11 protein-coding genes are annotated in these 17,915 nt (G+C 61.3%); 3 read left to right on the forward strand and 8 right to left on the reverse strand.

Features of this window, described 5'->3' with window-relative positions:
- Nucleotides 1-368: 368 nt before the first annotated feature.
- Nucleotides 369-632, reverse strand: a complete 264-nt coding sequence (locus tag LT42_RS04250; RefSeq protein WP_037010208.1) for a PAAR domain-containing protein — start codon at nt 630-632, stop codon at nt 369-371.
- A gap of 426 nt (nt 633-1,058) precedes the next feature.
- Here LT42_RS04250 and LT42_RS04255 point away from each other — a divergent pair, with 426 nt between their 5' ends.
- Nucleotides 1,059-2,204 carry a MalY/PatB family protein gene (locus tag LT42_RS04255; RefSeq protein WP_037010210.1) on the forward strand — a complete coding sequence of 382 codons (1,146 nt, stop codon included), beginning with the start codon at nt 1,059-1,061 and terminating at the stop codon, nt 2,202-2,204.
- Nucleotides 2,205-2,232: 28 nt separating this feature from the next.
- Here LT42_RS04255 and LT42_RS04260 read toward each other — a convergent pair whose 3' ends face one another.
- The 6 genes from LT42_RS04260 to LT42_RS04285 form a co-directional block, all read right to left on the reverse strand.
- Nucleotides 2,233-3,417, reverse strand: coding sequence for an acetyltransferase domain-containing protein (locus tag LT42_RS04260; RefSeq protein WP_037010212.1), 1,185 nt, complete (start codon nt 3,415-3,417; stop codon nt 2,233-2,235).
- 201 nt (nt 3,418-3,618) lie between these two features.
- Nucleotides 3,619-5,346, reverse strand: coding sequence for a gamma-glutamyltransferase (gene ggt / locus LT42_RS04265; RefSeq protein ID WP_037010215.1), 1,728 nt, complete (start codon nt 5,344-5,346; stop codon nt 3,619-3,621).
- Nucleotides 5,347-6,074: 728 nt separating this feature from the next.
- On the reverse strand, nt 6,075-6,758 hold the full coding sequence (locus LT42_RS04270; protein WP_052075064.1) for a TIGR04211 family SH3 domain-containing protein: 684 nt from the start codon (nt 6,756-6,758) through the stop codon (nt 6,075-6,077).
- A gap of 436 nt (nt 6,759-7,194) precedes the next feature.
- On the reverse strand, nt 7,195-9,516 hold the full coding sequence (gene glgB, locus LT42_RS04275; RefSeq protein WP_081955309.1) for a 1,4-alpha-glucan branching protein GlgB: 2,322 nt from the start codon (nt 9,514-9,516) through the stop codon (nt 7,195-7,197).
- Nucleotides 9,517-9,518: 2 nt separating this feature from the next.
- A complete protein-coding gene (gene treS, locus LT42_RS04280; RefSeq protein ID WP_037010217.1) occupies nt 9,519-12,839 on the reverse strand; it encodes a maltose alpha-D-glucosyltransferase in 3,321 nt (1,106 codons plus the stop codon).
- Nucleotides 12,840-12,855: 16 nt separating this feature from the next.
- Nucleotides 12,856-14,892, reverse strand: a complete 2,037-nt coding sequence (locus tag LT42_RS04285) for an alpha-1,4-glucan--maltose-1-phosphate maltosyltransferase (protein WP_037010219.1) — start codon at nt 14,890-14,892, stop codon at nt 12,856-12,858.
- Nucleotides 14,893-15,254: 362 nt separating this feature from the next.
- On the opposite strand from LT42_RS04285, the gene LT42_RS25995 reads away from it, so the two are divergent.
- Nucleotides 15,255-15,431, forward strand: a complete 177-nt coding sequence (locus LT42_RS25995) for a hypothetical protein (RefSeq protein ID WP_162835390.1) — start codon at nt 15,255-15,257, stop codon at nt 15,429-15,431.
- A 215-nt stretch (nt 15,432-15,646) separates the two neighbouring features.
- On the opposite strand, the gene LT42_RS04295 is transcribed toward LT42_RS25995, so the two are convergent.
- On the reverse strand, nt 15,647-16,192 hold the full coding sequence (locus LT42_RS04295) for an MgtC/SapB family protein (RefSeq protein ID WP_037012939.1): 546 nt from the start codon (nt 16,190-16,192) through the stop codon (nt 15,647-15,649).
- 206 nt (nt 16,193-16,398) lie between these two features.
- Between LT42_RS04295 and mapR the strand changes: the two genes are divergently transcribed.
- Nucleotides 16,399-17,862 (forward strand): GntR family transcriptional regulator MpaR, encoded by a 1,464-nt coding sequence (mapR, locus tag LT42_RS04300; protein WP_037010223.1) that lies wholly within the window; start codon nt 16,399-16,401, stop codon nt 17,860-17,862.
- Nucleotides 17,863-17,915 lie beyond the last annotated feature (53 nt).

A 17,915-nucleotide genomic window follows, 5' to 3' on the forward strand; every position in this document is an offset into this window, starting at 1 on the left:
CTCAGGCTAATTTCGTATCAGGGTTTAGAACAGTAAGTTCAGCTTTCTATGCTTGTCGCTCGGTCAACTAAGCAGAGCGCACAGATATAAAGAGAGACCCATGAAGCTGAAATTCAGCGAAGTGCGAACGCACCCGACCAAAGGTTTGTCCTGAAAAGTTTAAATGGAGGTCGGTGTCGGCCGACAAACGGCGCCGTGTATAACGTTAATAAGCGGCGCGTCACTGCGAAGCAGAATGGCGACGGCGCAGGCAGCGGTTCGAAGTAGAAGGCGTACAGACGGCGGGGTTGCGCTACCGCTTGAAAACTCGTTCCGCTGTCATGGGTTAGCAGGATGCTGCTCTCTGCGGCAGACGCGCGGCGCGCCGCCTAACTGCGGACGGCTGCCTTCGGTCCACTGGCAATCAGACCTGCGCCGCAGGCGGTTTTCATGCCGTTTAGCGCAACGGGTGTGCCGTTCACCGTGTACACGCTACTGCCCTCGACGATCGGGAAAATACCTTTGCACAGCGGACAGCTGACGTTGTGCCCTACCCCTGCGATGGGCTTGCCGTTGAGCTCGGTATTCGTGAATGCCTGAAGCACAACACCGCCATGAGTGGTGAGGTCGCCCAGGCGAATAATGTCTTTCATTGAGGGTTATTCCTATATGGATTCATGAAGTTAAACAGCCGTTAGTTGACCGTCTCCGATCAGGAATGCACATCAAAGGGTGTGCCAATGGGTCTTCGCACTTGAAGCAGCCATGACCGACTGATTGCATTCAGTCAGTTAGGCTTTGAACCTGCTGAAAGGCTTAGAACTTTGAGCAGCAACTTGCGCAACTTGATAATGCTTACTGCGCACGTGGACGTACTCCAGTTATCAAGCGGGTCTCGGAGCCCCCGCCGGAGCACGAATCGCTTGAAACTGCGCAACGACTTGCCCACGCTGACGTGCCCATGCATCTGACGTTGCCTGCGATCACCGGGCAACGAGACGGTCCCCGGAGCGGCCGATAAGCCTCGTCACAGGTTCTCTGGCACAATCCTTCTTTTTTTGATCAAGACAGGCCAGAGCATGGATCTGAACACCGTTTTTCAGCGTTTGAACACCGGCAGCAAGAAGTGGAGCCAGTACCCCGAAGATGTGCTGCCAATGTGGGTAGCGGACATGGACTTCCCGGTCGCGGCGCCCATCGTACAAGCGCTGAAAAACCGGCTGGAGCACCCGATGCTGGGTTACTCCGTGCCTCAACATGCGCTGCGCGAGACGCTGGTCAGGCACTTGGCCCAACGGTATGACTGGCAGATCGAAGCCGAAGACCTGGTGTTCCTGCCCGGCGTCGAACCTGGCGTGAACATGGCGTTGAATGCTCTGGTTTCGCCGACCGCTGCGGTGCTGGTGCAGACGCCCAATTATTCCCCGCTGCTGCAAGCCCCGGCCAACTGGAATTTGCCGCGTGTCGACCTGTCTTTCCAGGCCGACGCCCAAGGCCGGTACCCCACCGACATCGCCGCACTGGAACACGCCCTGCCGGAGAACGGTGCGCTGCTGCTGAGTAACCCGCACAACCCGTTGGGCAAAGTCTTCGAGCATGACGAACTGCGGGCCATCGGTGAGGCCTGTGAGCGGCGCAACGTGTTGATCATCTCTGACGAGATCCACTCTGACTTGCTGTTCGACGGGCGACAGCACATCCCCATCGCCTCTCTGAGCCCGGTCATCGCAGCACGCAGCGTGACGCTGATGTCGGCGAGCAAGGCCTGGAACATCGCCGGGCTGAAGACCGCCTTTGCCGTGGTGCAAAACCCGGAGCTGCGCCAGCGTTTCAACAATGGACGGCTCGGACTGGTGGACAGCGTCAACGCGCTGGGCCTGGAAGCCACCGAAGTGGCGTATCGCGAGGGCAGCCAATGGCTGGAGCACGTGGTGGCGTATCTGCAGGACAACCGTGATTACCTGGCCGACGCCATCAAGACCCGCTTCCCGGGTATCTCCATGAACCTGCCGCAAAGCACCTACCTGGCCTGGCTGGACTGCTCCGGCCTGGGACTGGAACACCCGCAGGCGTTTTTCCTGAATCACGCCAGGGTCGCACTGAGCGACGGCCTTGAGTTCGGCGACGACTGCGGCCAGTTCGTTCGTCTGAACTTCGGCTGCCCCCGACCGATGCTTGAGGAAGGCCTGGCGCGCATGGAGCGAAGCTTGCGCAACAGGCCCTGAATGCTTGCGGCGATCGGGATACGCTCGCCTAAAAGTACTTCAACCAGGCGATGTCCCGGCGTCGTGCCTTGAGTGCCGCGAACCAGCGCACGGCCGGAAACAGCACCACGGTGAGCACAGCAGCGCATCCCCACAGGCCCAGCACCGAGGTGAAGCCGAAATATTGCCCTTGGGTGTTGCCCCAGATTGACACGGCGCCCTGGTACAAAAGCTTCAGCACGTACAGGTGCAGCAAATAGAAAAACATCGGCGCAGCGCCGAAGATCACCAGCGGCCGCAACCACGCCCGGTCCTGCTGCCGCTCCAGCCAGGCGAGCACCAGCAGGCCGATGCCCAGCGTCAGGCTGATGAACAGCAGAGACGGCGGGTACTTTGTGACATTGAGGACGCTCATCAGCGTATCGGTGGTGGTTTCGCCCGCCACCCATGGCTTTTCCCCATAACCGTTGATGCCGCGTAGCGCGAGAAACAATGCCAGCGCCCCGAAGCCCCAGGCGATGAGGTTGATTTCCCGCTTTTCAGGGCTCGCCTCTCGACCAAACCACGGCCCGGCCGCGTAGCCGACAGCGATCACTCCTATCCAGGGCAGCACCGGGTATGAAGTGCGCAGACGCAGGGTCTCGCCCACTTCGATCCAGCCGCGGTCGTGCAGCACCGCCCACGGAATGTGCAGCGCCGAACCCACAGCGAAATGCACGCCATCCAGCAGATTGTGCCCGGCGATGATCGCCAGCCCCAACGCCGCGAGCACCCCGCGCGGCAGTGCAACCAGTGCCGACAGCGCAATCATGCTCAGGCCGATCGCCCAGATGACCTGCAGGTAAATCACCGTCGGGGGAAACTGGAACGTCCAGGCAAAGTTCACCAGGGTCAGTTCAAGCGTAATAAGCACCAGACCGCGCTTGAACAGGAAACCCGCGACAGCGCCCCTGCCCCCGTGCCGTTCGCCGTACAGCCAGGCAGACAGCCCTGTGAGAAACACGAACAGCGGCGCACAGAAGTGCGCCAGGGTACGGCTGATGAACAACTCGACGCTGGTGTGGGCAACGTCCATGGGATCGCTGACCTGATGGTGCAGAAAGAAGGTTTCACGCACATGGTCCAGCAGCATGAACACGATAATCAGGCCACGCAGCGCGTCGATGGAGTGCAGGCGGCGTGAATGAGGGGCGGTGACAGCGGTGTCTGGTAGCGGGACAGCCAGGGTTTGCATACGCGGTGGGCTCTTGAAATGCGATAACCGGCAGGCGAGCCAGTCGCCTGCGTTCGGGTTATAACATAACATCTTAAAGCTGCAGCCGCATGAGGAAATCCTGCCCCGCGCGCCCCCAGCCTGCACGCCAACCAGCGCGCCTCATCGGATGCTCATAATTCGCTCATCCGATGAGGCTTTGACCAAGGCTGATCTGGTCGGTTAATAGCCCAGGGATAACCCGGTGTTGCGACGCGGATCGTTCGCCCCGTAGAAGCGGTTCTTGCCTACGGGCTCTCCGCCCAGCGACGGCGCACCCACGAGGATCGCGGCCAGGTGGTTGGCGTCCTGCGGACCGGCAAAGGTGTGACCCCAGCTTTCGAGGATTTTGCGGGTATCAGGGCTGACGGCGAAGGTTTCCAGATTGGTCGCTTCAGGCATCCACTGCTGATGGAAGCGCGGTGCATCGACCGCCTCCTGAATATTCATGCCGTAGTCGATGACGTTGAGCATGGTCAACAGCGTCGCGGTAATGATGCGGCTGCCGCCCGGAGTACCGACGACCATCACCGTCTTGCCGTCTTTGGTGACGATGGTAGGGCTCATCGATGACAGCGGTGACTTGCCCGGCGCGATGGCGTTGGCCTCGCCCTGAATCAGCCCGTACATGTTGGGCACGCCGACCTTGGAGGTGAAGTCGTCCATTTCGTCGTTGAGAATCACCCCGGTGCTGCTCGCCATGACGCCCGCGCCGAACCAGTCGTTGAGGGTGTAGGTCACCGAGACCGCGTTGCCCCACTTGTCGACGATGGAATAGTGAGTGGTGTTGTTGCCTTCATGGGGCGCGACCCCGGGTTTGATGTTCTGAGAGATGCCGGCTTTCTGCGGTTCGATGGCGGCGCGCAACTTGGCGGCGTAGTCACGGTTGAGCAAATGGCTGATCGGGTTTTTGACGAAATCCGGGTCACCCAGGTAACTGTTACGGTCGACATAGGCGTGGCGCATGGCCTCGATCTGGTAATGCAGACCCTGGGCGGAGTGGTAGCCCAGCTCCTGCATCGGATAGCCTTCGAGAATATTCATGATCTCGCAGATCACCACCCCGCCCGAACTCGGCGGCGGCGCAGAGACCACGTGGTAGCCACGGTAATCGCATTCGATGGGGGCCAGTTCGCGGGTCTGGTATTTGTCCAGGTCCGCCTGGGTGATGATGCCCTTCCCTGCCTGGCTGGAATCGACGATAGCCTTGGCTACCCAGCCCTTGTAGAAACCGTCGCTGCCCTTGCCGGAGATTTCCTTGAGGGTTTTCGCCAGGTCCTTCTGCACCAGTGTGTCGCCCACCTTCAGCGGCTGGCCCTTGTCCAGGAAGATGGTGCCGAGGTCTTTGGCGTCGGCCTTGAACTGATCAGTGGCGGTGCCCAGCAGGTCGACATCGCCCTGCTCAAGGGTGAACCCCTGTTCCGCCAGTTTGATGGCCGGGGCAATGACCTCGGCGCGCTTGCGGGTGCCGTATTTGCTGAGTGCCAGCTCCATGCCCGAAACAGTGCCCGGCACGCCGACGGCCAGATGGCCTTTGGAGCTCAGGTCGGGCACGACGTTGCCGTCTTTGTCCAGGTACATATTGGCGGTCGCCGCAAGCGGGGCTTTTTCGCGAAAATCGAGGAAGGTCTTACGCCCGTCCGCCAGCTGGATAGTCATGAAGCCCCCGCCCCCGAGGTTGCCGGCTGCGGGATAGACGACTGCCAGCGCGTACCCGACGGCGACCGCCGCGTCCACAGCATTGCCACCGGATTTCAACACATCGACGCCCACGTGGGTGGCCAGGTGCTGGGCGGTGACCACCATGCCGTTTTCGGCAGCGGCCGGCGCGACGGAGGCGGCATGAACGCAGGAGATCGTCAGGGTGAGCGCGGTCGCAAGCAGCGAGGTCGCAAAGGGTTCGAACTTCATGGGCGGGCTCTCTTTTTTTGTTGGGGTGAGGCGGTTTCGTTCGCGTGGGGCTTTTGTGGTCGTCTGACCCTGTGGCGGTGGTGAGGATTGCGATGGGCACCGGTGCCCTGCACTAAGTTAGCGCATGCGGCGAAAGTTGCCAGTCGATGCGGGTGGCAGATTGGAGGTCAGAGAGTGATTCATCGGCTGGCGCGAAATGAGTCGGGAGTGGAACGGGCTATCGCTGGACGCGCCGTGTCATGGATTGACCGGCAATTGACGAGCCCGGTTCGCCAGCAAGCCGGCTCCTACAGACCGCGCCGGCTGCAAGGACTCTGGCACCTGAACCACCGACGTTCGCGGGCAAGCGCGCTCCTACAATGGGTCCAGGCCCGGCTTGTGGTCGATGTTGCCCGGTCAGCCTGGCCGTTTGCGGCGGTGTTCGCGGGCAAGCGCGCTCCTACAAATGGTCGAGGCTCGGCTTGCAGTCGGCGTTGCCCGGCCAACAACGTCGCTTGCGGCGGGCCGGGGCCAACACCGACGTTGCCGGGCGGACATTATCCCTGTAGGAGCCGGCTTGCTGGCGAACGCGGTGGTCGTCGCGATGCGTGTCTGCCTGACCCACCGACGTTCGCAGGCAAGCGCGCTCCTGCAGGTGATCCTGGCCCGGCTTGATGCGGCTGCAGTTCAGCCGGACTGGTCAGCCTCGGCGCTCTGGGTCCGCCTGAACGCGCGCTTCGCCGGGCGGATCAGAACCAGCGGTCGTTACGCTTGCGCCCTTTGGTCAGGGCCGGGAGGATCAGGCCGAGCAACAGCCCGGCACCGGCGATACTGCCGCCATAGACCATGTAGCGCATCAGTACCTGGTTGTTTTCATCACCCAGTTTGGCCTGAGTCGCGCGCAGTTCGGACTGGGCATCGGTCAGCTGCGCGTTCAGGTCCTTGGTGCGGGCCTCCAGCTCGTCCACCAGCTTTTTGCGCGAATCGAGGGTTTCCTGCATGCCCTGGACCTTGGTTTTCCAGTCGTCATCGATGGTCTTCAACTGCGCACCCAGGTCAGCAGCTTTCTGCGTCAGTTGCGGTAAACGTTCGGCCTGGCCCGGGACATCCTGCAAGTCAGCCGTTGGAATCCACACATTGTCCCCGGCGCTTCCGCGCACCTGGCTGTAGTCGCCCTGGGTATTGATCAACTCGACTTTTTGACCGGACTTCAAGGTGCCAACGATACGGTAACCGTCGGTGGGCCCGCTGCGGACGTAGGTGCTGAGGGTGTCACTGACCCAACGGTCCTTGCCCGGCGACTCGGCCAAGGCGTCATCGGCGGCGAAGCCAGCGGTCAGGAAAGTAGTCAACAGGCCGGCGCTGAGCAGACGGCGTCGAGCGCCCGGCAGGGTGTTCAAGCGAAGGGAGGCGTAGGAAGCAGGAATAGGCATGGATAATCTTCGACAAATGAAAAAGAAGGCCGATGGGTGGGCCGCATGCGAGAAGTAAAAGCCTGGTCGGACAGCGACGCACAGCGCGCTGTAACTGCTGGAAAAGGCATCTGGCGCGGGCGAAACTCAGCCGGACAGCCCAGGGCATAACCCGGGCGTACTGCGCGCGCAGTGGTCAACAGACCATGCAAATGAGGCGAGGTTCATTGGCGAAGAGCTACGTTCGTCTAAGAAACGTCCGACAACATTTGTCGGTTGCTGAAACGACAGTGGGAGCTAAGCCACTGGCGAATGCCGTTCTCGCCCGACCGAATCGGTTGATAAAAGGCAATTCGCGAGCAAGCTCGCTCCCACTGTTTTCAGTCTGCATCGCAACGCAGGGGTGGAAAAGCCAAACCTCAGTTCCACCGCTGCATCGCGACAATCGCACGGTCAATCAGTCCTGCTGATGCCCATGCTGTTCGTGATGGTCGTGATGTTCTTCATGCTCGTGATGCTCGTGATGCTCCTGCCCCTCGTGTTGCAGCTGCTCCACGGTCGGCTTGAAGATGACCACGCCCAGCGGTGGCAGATTCAAAGACAACGAGAACGCCTGGCCGTGACTCTTGATCTCGTCCGTGCGCACACCGCCGCCATTGCCGAAGTTGGAGCCGCCGTAGACCTCGGCATCACTGTTGAGCACTTCCACCCACTTGCCGCTGAATGGCACGCCAACACGGTAGGCTTCACGCGGCACAGGCGTCAGGTTGGCAACCACCAGCAGCGGCTCGCCCTCCTTGCTCCAGCGCAGGTAAGCGTAGACGCTGTTGCCGGCATCATCACCGATCACCCACTGGAAGCCCTGAGGCTGGCAATCCTGCTCGTGTAGCGCTTTCTCGGTCCGGTAAAGCCGATTGAGGTCGCTGACGAGAGTGTGCACGCCCTTGTGATCGGCGTACTGCAAGAAATGCCAGTCCAGCTCGGTGTCATGGTTCCACTCGCGCCACTGGCCAAACTCGCAGCCCATGAACAGCAGCTTCTTGCCTGGGTGCGTCCACATGAACGAAAAGTACGCGCGCAGGTTGGCAAATTTCTGCCAGCGATCGCCGGGCATTTTGTCGATCAGGGAATGCTTGCCATGCACCACTTCGTCGTGGGAAATCGGCAGCACGAAACGCTCGGACCACGCATACACCAAACCAAAGCTCAGCTGAGAATGGTGGTGCTGGCGATGGATCGGATCCTGTTCAATGTACTTGAGCGTGTCATGCATCCAGCCCATGTTCCATTTGTAGGAGAAGCCCAGCCCGCCCTGTTGGGTCGGCTGCGAGACGCCCGGCCACGAGGTCGATTCTTCGGCGATGACCAATGCCCCAGGCGCTTCGATGGCGACCACGTCGTTGAGGTGGCGGAGAAAATCAATGGCCTCCAGGTTCTCGCGGCCGCCGTAACGGTTCGGCACCCACTCGCCGGCGTTGCGGGAGTAATCGCGATAAAGCATGGACGCTACGGCATCCACGCGCAGTGCGTCGACGTGGAAGTTCTTCAGCCAGTGAATCCCGGAGGCGATCATGAAGCCATGGACTTCGGTGCGACCCAGGTTGTAGATCAGCGTGTTCCAGTCCTGGTGAAAACCTTCATGGGGGTTGGCGTATTCATACAGCGCAGTGCCGTCGAATTGGGCCAAACCATGGACATCGGTCGGGAAATGCGCAGGCACCCAGTCAAGAATCACGCCGATGTCGTTACGGTGGCAGGCATCGACAAAGGCGGCGAAATCTTCAGGCTTGCCGTAGCGGGCACTCGGCGCAAACTGCGACAGCACCTGATAACCCCAGGACCCGCCGAACGGGTGTTCCATGATGGGCATCAGTTCGATGTGGGTGAACCCCAGATCCTTGATGTAAGGAATCAGGTTCTCGGCCAGTTCGCGCCAGTCGTACGGACGGTCCGCCTCATCTTCACCGCCGTGATGCCACTTCCACGAGCCGGCGTGCAGCTCATAGATCGACAGCGGCTGATGAATATCGTGCTTTTCGCCACGCGATTGCATCCATTCGCTGTCCTGCCATTCAAAAGCCAGCGGCGTCGCGACTTTGGAAGCAGTAGCAGGCGGCAATTGAGTCGCCAGTGCCATGGGGTCGGCCTTCAACGGCAGGATGCCGTGCTGACCGAGGATTTCGTACTTGTAAGCCTCGCCCGGGCCGATGCGCGGGATGAAAATCTCCCAAACGCCACTCGGGTAGCGCACACGCATCGGGTGCCGACGGCCGTCCCAGCTGTTGAAGTCGCCCACCACCGAAACACGACGGGCGTTCGGTGCCCACACCGAGAAGCGCACGCCATCAACGCCATCGACGTTCTTGACCTGCGCACCCAGGGCGCTGCTCAGGTCGCGGTGGTTACCCTCGGCAAACAGATACAAGTCCATCTCGCCAAGCTGCTCGCCGAAGCTGTAAGGGTCTTCAGTGATTTGCTCGCCCGTGGCCCAGGTGATTTTCAGCAGGTAGGGTTCACGCACCGGGAAGTGGCCGGCGAAAAAGCCCGGTTTGTCAGTCATGCCCAGCTCGCCCAGTTCGCGCTCGCCGTCGCGCGAGAGCACGCGCACGGCCAGTGCATTGGGCAGGTAGGCACGGATCACCTGCCCTTCGGCGCCATCGCTGTGGGGGCCGAGCATCGAGAACGGGTCGCGGTGCTCCGCTCGGATCAACGCGTCCAGATCGACGGCGCTGGGCAATATGGCGTGGTTGCCGTTACCGAATTGGTCAGACGCACTCATTTTCATTCTCCATCAGACAGGTCTAGAAGCCCGCGCAGGCCTTGAAGCGGAACCGACAACCATGTCGGCCGATTCTCGGCCTCGTAGGCCACTTCATAAGCGGCTTTTTCCAGGGTGAAGAGCGCCAGTGCGGCGGCCTCCCCTTTGGCATCTTTCCAATCGTGGGCTACGCCTACGGTCGCCTTGCGGTAGCCGTCGAGGAAGGCTTCTCGCGCCTGCTTCAGATACGTCTCGGCCACTTGCCGACGCGCAGCGTCTGCCTGCTCCGAGGTGTCTGCCGCCTGCGCATTGCGCAGCGCCATCGCCGCAGCGTAGTCGAAGGAGCGCAACACGCCGCTGACATCTTTGAACGGGCTGTACTTGGCGCGACGTTCCTGCAGCGGACGGGCCGGCTCGCCTTCAAAGTCGATCAGGTAGGCATCGCCCTTGACCACCAGCATCTGCCCCAGGTGCAGGTCACCGTGGACGCGCATTCTCAGACCGCCCACCGATTGTCTGGCCAGGGTTTTGACCTGTGCCAGCAGCGCTTTGCGTTTGCTCAGCAGCTCGGCAATCAGTTGCTGATCCTGCGCTTCGAGGGAGTCACGGTGCTGCTCAAGCAACTGCAGCGCGCGTTCGATCTGCGCCGAGACGCTCTTGGCCGATGCTTCGCTGTCCTTGACGCTGGTGACTTCGGTTTTGAAGTCCGGATTGTCGGTGGGCGCGCCGAGGATCACGTGCATTTCACCCAGACGCTGGCCCAGCAGACCGGCGAAGTCATGCAGTTCGATCAGCGCATTGGCCTGCTGCTCCGAGGTGGACTGCCCGTGGGCCATGTGGTCACGCACGGCACGTTCCAGGTTGTTCTGCGTCCATTCCCAGGCGTCGCCCTGGTTACTCAGGTAGCCCTGAGCAATCATCAGCAGATTTTCCTCGCCCTGGCCGTCAACGCGGACCACTGCACCCAGCAACGGAGAAATGTGCGGGTAACCGGCTTCGGTCAGGTAAGCGCCCATTTCCAGCTCGGGGTGAGTGCCTGCCGCCACACGACGGATCATTTTCAGCACCAGCTTCTTGCCGACCACCACCGAACTGTTGGACTGCTCGGCCGAGAGGTAGCGCACTTCGGCATCCTCATTGAGCCCGAGCGGCGGCAGCTGGGAAGTGCTGCGGAACTGCAGCTCTCCGTCCGGCGTCGGCAGCACGGTGTTTTCATGCATGCCTTTGATGACGCTGCGAATGAACGGCTCAAGGGTGAACGCATCGGTGATCAGCCCGACCTGACGGCCACGGCGCACGCGCGACAACGCCAGCTGCTGCGGCAAGGCGCTGCTGATGTCGTCCTCGGGCAACAGGCCGAATGGCAGCTGATAGCGCACCACTTCGCCGCCCGAGGTGACTTCGATTTCGCTCAGCAGCACGGGACGTACCGTGGTGCCGAAACGCACGGCATAGGCGATGTGGATGTTGTCGATGGCCGTGCCCTTGCCGGCAAACCAGCGGCGTTTGGGCAGGTAGGCAGACAGCGAGTTCTGCTCCATGGTCTGGCGCAGCGGCTCTTCGAGCAGTTCTTCTAGGCGCTGTTTGAGAACGAGGGTCGGGAAGTCCGGCAGGCTCTGGGCCGGTTCAACGTGCCAGCTGGGCATTTGATTCTCCGAGGCCAGCAAGAACCAGAAGAAGCCGTAAGGCGGCAACGTCAGCAGGTAATTGAGCTGGCCAATAGGTGGGAAGGCGCTGCCACCAAGCATCTCGACCGGAACGGTCCCGGCGTAGGGCGACAGTTCAAGCTCGGCCGCCTGAGAGGCTGCCGAGACGTTGGCAACACAAAGGATGATTTCGGTCTTGCCGTCGGGGCCGGTGTATTCGCGGGTGTACGCCAGGATCCGGCGGTTGCTCGGCGAGAGCATTTTCAAGGTGCCACGGCCGAAGGCTTTCTGCTGCTTGCGCACGGCAAGCATGCGTCGGGTCCAGTTGAGCAGCGAATGCGGGTCGTGATCCTGGGCTTCGACGTTGACCGACTGATAGCCGTAGAGCGGGTCCATGATAGGTGGCAGCACCAGGCTCGCCGGGTTGGCACGGGAGAAGCCGCCGTTGCGGTCGATGGACCACTGCATCGGCGTGCGCACACCGTCGCGGTCGCCCAGATAGATGTTGTCGCCCATGCCGATTTCGTCGCCGTAATACAGCGTCGGCGTACCGGGCATGGACAGCAGCATGCTGTTGAGCAGCTCGACCCGGCGACGATCACGCTGCAGCAGCGGGGCCAGACGACGGCGAATGCCGAGGTTGATCCGCGCGCGGCGGTCTGAGGCGTAGTAATTCCACAGGTAATCACGCTCGCGGTCGGTGACCATTTCCAGCGTCAACTCATCGTGGTTACGCAGGAATATCGCCCACTGGCAGTTCTCCGGAATTTCCGGGGTCTGGCGCAGGATGTCAGTAATCGGGAAGCGGTCTTCCTGTGCCACCGCCATGTACATGCGCGGCATCAGCGGGAAGTGAAAGGCCATGTGGCATTCGTCGCCGTCTTTCCCTTTACGATCGCCGAAGTACATCTGCGTGTCTTCCGGCCACTGGTTGGCTTCGGCCAGCAGCATGCGGTCCGGGTAGTTGGCGTCGATCTCGGCACGAATCTGCTTGAGGACCTGATGGGTCTCCGGCAGGTTTTCGTTGTTGGTGCCATCGCGCTCGATCAGGTAAGGGATCGCGTCCAGACGCAGGCCGTCGATGCCCATGTCCAGCCAATAGCGCATGACCTCGATGACCGCCTTCATCACCTGCGGGTTGTCGAAGTTCAGGTCAGGCTGGTGGGAATAGAAACGGTGCCAGAAGTACTGCTCGGCGACCGGGTCCCACGTCCAGTTGGACTTCTCGGTGTCGAGAAAGATGATCCGGGTGCCGTCATACTTCTGCGGGTCATCGGACCAGACGTAGAAATCCCGCGCCTTGGAGCCCTTCTTGGCATGACGCGCGCGCTGGAACCAGGCGTGCTGGTCCGAGGTGTGGTTGATGACCAGCTCAGTGATCACCCGCAAACCGCGCTTGTGTGCCTCGGCGATGAATTTCTTCGCATCGGCCATGGTGCCGTAGTCGCTATGTACGCCACGGTACTCGGAGATGTCATAGCCATCGTCGCGCCGTGGCGACGGGTAGAACGGCAACAGCCAGATGGTGTTGACGCCCAGCGCGGCGATGTAGTCGAGCTTGGCGATCAGGCCCGGAAAGTCACCGATGCCATCGTCGTTGGAATCGAAATACGACTTCACGTGAACCTGGTAAATCACCGCATCCTTGTACCAGAGCGGGTCTTCGATAAAGGCAGCGTTGCGAGGTTTCTTTGCCATGACCACATCCTTTGAATTATTGGTTTGTGGCCTTGATGCGCCAGATGCCGAAAGGCTGGTAGGACGGGTCCAGGCGTGTCCATTGGGTTTTGCCATACCAGGTCCAGGTGTGGCCGGTCATCAAGTCTTCGCCCAGCGTGGCAGCGTCGTCCGGCAACCCCATTTCCCATAGCGGCAATTCAAAATGGCCTTCCTGCACGTTGCGCGGGTCCAGGTTCACGGCGACGAGGATGAAGTTGCTGCCGTCCGCCGTGCGCTTGCCGAAGTACAGAATGTTGTCGTTGTACGCGGTGTAGATCTTCAAGCCCAAGTGGGTTTGCAGCGCCGGGTTCTGACGACGGATGCGGTTGAGCTGGGCGATCTCGGCAATGATATTGCCGGGCGCGGTAAAGTCGCGAGGACGGATCTCGTACTTCTCCGAGTCCAGGTACTCTTCCTTGCCAGGCACCGGTGCCGATTCGCACAGTTCAAAGCCCGAATACATGCCCCACAGGCCCGAGCCCATGGTTGCCAGCGCCGCGCGGATCAGAAAACCCGGGCGACCCGAGTCATGCAGAAACGGCGGGTTGATGTCCGGCGTGTTAACAAAAAAGTTCGGACGGTAGCATTCGCGCCATGGCGATTCATTGAGCTGGGTGAAGTACTCGCTCAATTCGGCCTTGGTGTTGCGCCAGGTGAAATAGGTGTAGCTCTGGGAGTAGCCGACCTTGCCCAGGCGCGCCATCATGGCCGGCTTGGTGAACGCTTCGGCCAGGAACATCACTTCCGGGTGCTTGCTGCGCACGTCGGCGATCATCCACTGCCAGAACGGCAGCGGTTTGGTGTGGGGGTTGTCGACGCGGAAAATCTTCACGCCCTCCTTCACCCAGCCGAGGATCACGTCACGCAGTTCGGTCCACAGGCTCGGGATAGCATCCGGCGCATAAAAGTCGACGTTGACGATGTCCTGGTATTTCTTCGGCGGGTTTTCCGCGTAACGGATGGTGCCGTCGGGGCGCCACGAGAACCAGCCCGGGTGTTCTTTGAGCCACAGGTGGTCCTGCGAGCACTGAATGGCGAAATCGAGTGCGATTTCCAGGCCGTGTTCGGCTGCAGCCGCGACCAGCTCGCGGAAGTCTTCGCGGGAACCGAGTTGCGGGTGAATGGCGTCATGCCCGCCGTCTGCGCTGCCGATCGCGTACGGGCTTCCCGGATCATCCGGCCCGGCGGTCAACGAGTTGTTCGGACCTTTGCGGTGGGCCCGGCCAATCGGATGAATTGGCGGGAAATACAGCACGTCAAAGCCCATGTCGCGGATCATCGGCAGGCGGCTGTGAACGTCTTTAAAAGTGCCGTGGCGTTTCTTGTCGTCGGTGATCGAGCGCGGGAACAGTTCATACCAACTGGCGAACTGCGCCAGCTCGCGCTCCACGTCCAGCGGAAATTCCAGGCTGCGACTGAGGAATGCGTGATTGTCGGCCTTGGCCATTACGCTGGCGGTTTCGCTGTTCAGCAGCAGAGAGACTTTAGCCTCGTTGTCAGAGGCCTCACCCAATCGCTTAATCAGGCTGTCGAGCTGACCACGCAGCTCCATCGAGCTGCGCTCGGCGGCGTGCACAAGATGCAAGCGCCCTTCTTCGAGCTCCAGATCGATACTCACGCCCGCGGCGTACTTCTTTTCCAGTTCGTAGCGGTAGCTGCCGAACTGATCGATCCAGGCTTCCAGACGGTAGACGTAGCGGGTGAAGGTCGGCGGTGTGAATTCGCCGATCCAGCTGTCGTTGCCCAGTTCACGCATGGGCACCGATTGCCACTCTTGCTCATCCACCGCGCGATAAAGAATGCGCACCGCCATCTTGTCGTGGCCGTCTGCGTAGATTTTGCTGGTAACCGTAACCGGCTGACCGACAACGGCCTTGGCCGCAAGCTGACCGTTATCGATCACCGGCTGGGTGTCCTCGATAACGATGCGCGGCAACTGCAGGGCTTGGGTCAGGGGTATAGGGTGGGTAGAGTGCAGAACATCGTTGGCCAGGGAATCCGGACCGTATGGCTGATCATCAGTCACATTCATCGAGCATCACTCCTCACGCCCAGGGACGCCCGCTGGGGGGCGCCCATTGCTTCAGCGTCATTGTCCATCACATAAGAGATAGCCACGGGATCAACGCATCCGGACGTGGCAGCATAGGTTCCGAACGCCAGCCGCAGGCAAAAGTTCAAAGAGCTTGTGTGACACTTGACCAACTTGGTGTGCGCTATTGCGGGGCTTGCGGCTTGGATGGCGCCTGCTGGATCGGCACGGTCACCGACCGGTTGAGTGAATCATTGGCAGAGCGCAGCGGTCCAACCTTGCGTGTGGTGCAGTGGCAATGAACAGCCGCTCGGCACGCTTCTCGACTTCGCATGCTCGACTCTGCAAAGGAAGGTGACACCATGAGTATTCCCGTACCCGCCGAAACCCCCGATCCGAATATCGACGACCCCGAGCTGCCGGTGCCCAAGCCCGAAGAGCCGCCTTCGCCGGTCATGCCCCCGGTGATCGAACCACCGGTGGGCGACCCGCCCAGCCCGGAGTCGCCTGTGATCCTCAACGACACCTTCGCTGAGTAACCAGCCCTTCCCGGCTAAAGCCGGTCCCACAGGAGGCGCATCTCCTTCAGGCTGAAGCAGGCCCCACAGTTTGCGCATACCTTCGCGGCTGAGCCGGTCCACAGGATGCGCATCCCTTTCAGGCTGAAGCAGGTCCCACTAACGGCGCGCAACACGTGGGACCGGCTTCAGCCGGGAAGCTTTTGATCCTGATCTGCCTCCCACTACACCCCTTTTCAAGGCTCTTGCGCATCGCCTCCCGTGCTGCGAGCAGGGTCTTTGGCGCGCTCATCCGGGGACTCAAACTTCCTGACGATGCGCGGCATCAAACTGAAAATACCCAGCGCCAGCAGGGTGCTCAGTACCGCCGTCATCTCACGGCCCATGCCCGCGGCGATGCCGATAGCGGCGGTCATCCACAAGCCCGCCGCTGTGGTCAGCCCCTTGACCTGAGTGGTGTTGAGGTCGCCGCCCTTGAGGATCGTCCCTGCGCCCAGAAAGCCAATGCCCGCCACAATGCCCTGCACCACTCGACTCAACGCAGCGTCGTCGGCGCCCGCCATGCGCGGCACCAGCACGAACAGCGCGGCGCCCATACACACCAGCATGTGCGTACGCACCCCCGCTGCCTTGCCCTTATGCTCGCGCTCGAAACCCAGAATGCCGCCCAACAGCGCGGCGATCACCAGGCGTATGGTCACGCGCGTGATCTGTCCGGCGTCCGTGATGTCAGAGAACTCGGACTGCAGCGTTTCCACGACTTCTTCCCACCAGGCGTTCATCAGCGTTTGTTCCTTGTCCGACTTCAGTGGGCTATGGACCGCGGCGGTTGAGCGGAGTGCGGCACGGTCCAGCGTGCGCGGCCTCTGATCCTCTTTTTGCTCGCCAATCTGCTTCTGTACTAATTCGCCGCGCACGCGCATAGTCCGGCCATTCCGACCTCCCGGCGCAACCCTGTCCCCGCTGCACCGGCCTGCGCGAGCCGTCCATGAAGCGTTATGAAAAGTTTGCCGATGACATTGCCGAGCTGATCCGCTCCGGCGTGCTCGCCGCCGGCCAGCGTGTGCCTTCGGTGCGCTACGCCAGCCAGACCCACGGCATCAGCCCCTCGACCGTGTTCCAGGCGTATTACCTGCTGGAGCGTCGAGGCTTGATCCGGGCACGGCCGCGTTCGGGCTATTTCGTCAACGATACCTTCAGTCTGGCCGGGCTGGGCGACCGTGCGCCGGAGCCTGACCTGCGGCCGGCGGTGGCGGCACAGGTGAGCGAGTCCACCGAGGTGGATGTCAGCGAGCTGGTGTTCTCGGTGCTGGAATCCATCAAGAACCCTGACACCGTGCCGTTTGGCTCGGCGTTTCCCAGCCCAGCTCTGTTTCCCTTACAACGACTGGCCCGCTCCCTCTCCAGCGCAACACGCGACATGGACTCGCGCATGGTGGTGAGCGACCTCTCGCCCGGCAACCCGTCCCTGCGCCGGCAGATCGCGCTGCGCTACATGGTTGCCGGGCAAATGCTGCCCATGGAAGAGTTGCTTATCACCAATGGCGCACTGGAAGCCTTGAACCTGTGCCTGCAGGCGGTCACCGAGCCGGGTGATCTGGTGGCCATCGAAGCGCCGGCGTTCTACGCCTGCCTGCAAGTGCTTGAGCGGCTGAAGCTCAAGGCCGTGGAGATTCCCGTGCACCCGCAGCACGGCATTGATCTGGAGGTGCTGGAGCAGGCGTTGCGACGCTATCCAATCAAGGCCTGCTGGAGCATGACCAGTTTCCAGAACCCCACCGGCGCGACGGTGCCCGAGGCACGCAAACGGGACCTGGTGGAGTTGCTGCGCAAACATGAGGTGCCACTGATCGAGGATGACGTCTATGCCGAGCTGTATTACGGCCAGCACGCGCCAAAGCCGGCGAAAGCGTTTGATACCGAGGGTCTGGTGCTGCACTGCGGCTCGTTCGCCAAGAGCCTCGCGCCCGGTTACCGGGTGGGATGGGTCGCCGCCGGGCGCTATGCACAGAAAGTAGAACGCCTGAAGCTGATGACCTCGCTGTGCGCCTCGATGCCCGCCCAGGCCGCGATCGCCGATTACCTGCAACACGGGGGCTATGACCGCCACCTGCGCAAATTGCGCCATAGCCTGGAAGACCAGCAACGCGCCATGCTTGGCGCCATTGCGCGGTACTTTCCTGCGCAGACGCGCGTCAGCCAGCCCTCGGGTGGGTATTTCCTGTGGGTCGAACTGCCGGAGACGGTCGACTCGCTGAAAGTCTTCCAAGCCGCCCTCGCCCAGGGCATCAGTATTGCACCGGGCCCGATGTTTTCCCCCACCCGCCGCTTCAAGCCGTTTATCCGCCTGAACTATGGCACGCCATGGAACGACACCTGCGAGCGGGCCATGGAGATGCTGGGGAAAATCATCCGTTCGATGATGGGAGCCGATGCGGGCCGACGGTCTTAGTCAGGGGCTTTGTTCACAGCGGCAACGGTGCCGGCACAGGTGTGTACCGAAGG

The organism is Pseudomonas lutea (assembly GCF_000759445.1).
In the GTDB taxonomy this organism is placed as follows: domain Bacteria; phylum Pseudomonadota; class Gammaproteobacteria; order Pseudomonadales; family Pseudomonadaceae; genus Aquipseudomonas; species Aquipseudomonas lutea.

Coding starts and splice junctions, on each gene's coding strand:
- LT42_RS04250 (WP_037010208.1), bottom strand. CDS start 632: ATGAAAGACATTATTCGCCTGGGCGACCTCACCACTCATGGCGGTGTT.
- ggt (WP_037010215.1), bottom strand. CDS start 5,346: ATGAAGTTCGAACCCTTTGCGACCTCGCTGCTTGCGACCGCGCTCACC.
- LT42_RS04295 (WP_037012939.1), bottom strand. CDS start 16,192: ATGAACGCCTGGTGGGAAGAAGTCGTGGAAACGCTGCAGTCCGAGTTC.
- mapR (WP_037010223.1), top strand. CDS start 16,399: ATGAAGCGTTATGAAAAGTTTGCCGATGACATTGCCGAGCTGATCCGC.
- LT42_RS04255 (WP_037010210.1), top strand. CDS start 1,059: ATGGATCTGAACACCGTTTTTCAGCGTTTGAACACCGGCAGCAAGAAG.
- LT42_RS04270 (WP_052075064.1), bottom strand. CDS start 6,758: ATGCCTATTCCTGCTTCCTACGCCTCCCTTCGCTTGAACACCCTGCCG.
- LT42_RS04285 (WP_037010219.1), bottom strand. CDS start 14,892: ATGAATGTGACTGATGATCAGCCATACGGTCCGGATTCCCTGGCCAAC.
- glgB (WP_081955309.1), bottom strand. CDS start 9,516: ATGAGTGCGTCTGACCAATTCGGTAACGGCAACCACGCCATATTGCCC.
- treS (WP_037010217.1), bottom strand. CDS start 12,839: ATGGCAAAGAAACCTCGCAACGCTGCCTTTATCGAAGACCCGCTCTGG.
- LT42_RS25995 (WP_162835390.1), top strand. CDS start 15,255: ATGAGTATTCCCGTACCCGCCGAAACCCCCGATCCGAATATCGACGAC.
- LT42_RS04260 (WP_037010212.1), bottom strand. CDS start 3,417: ATGCAAACCCTGGCTGTCCCGCTACCAGACACCGCTGTCACCGCCCCT.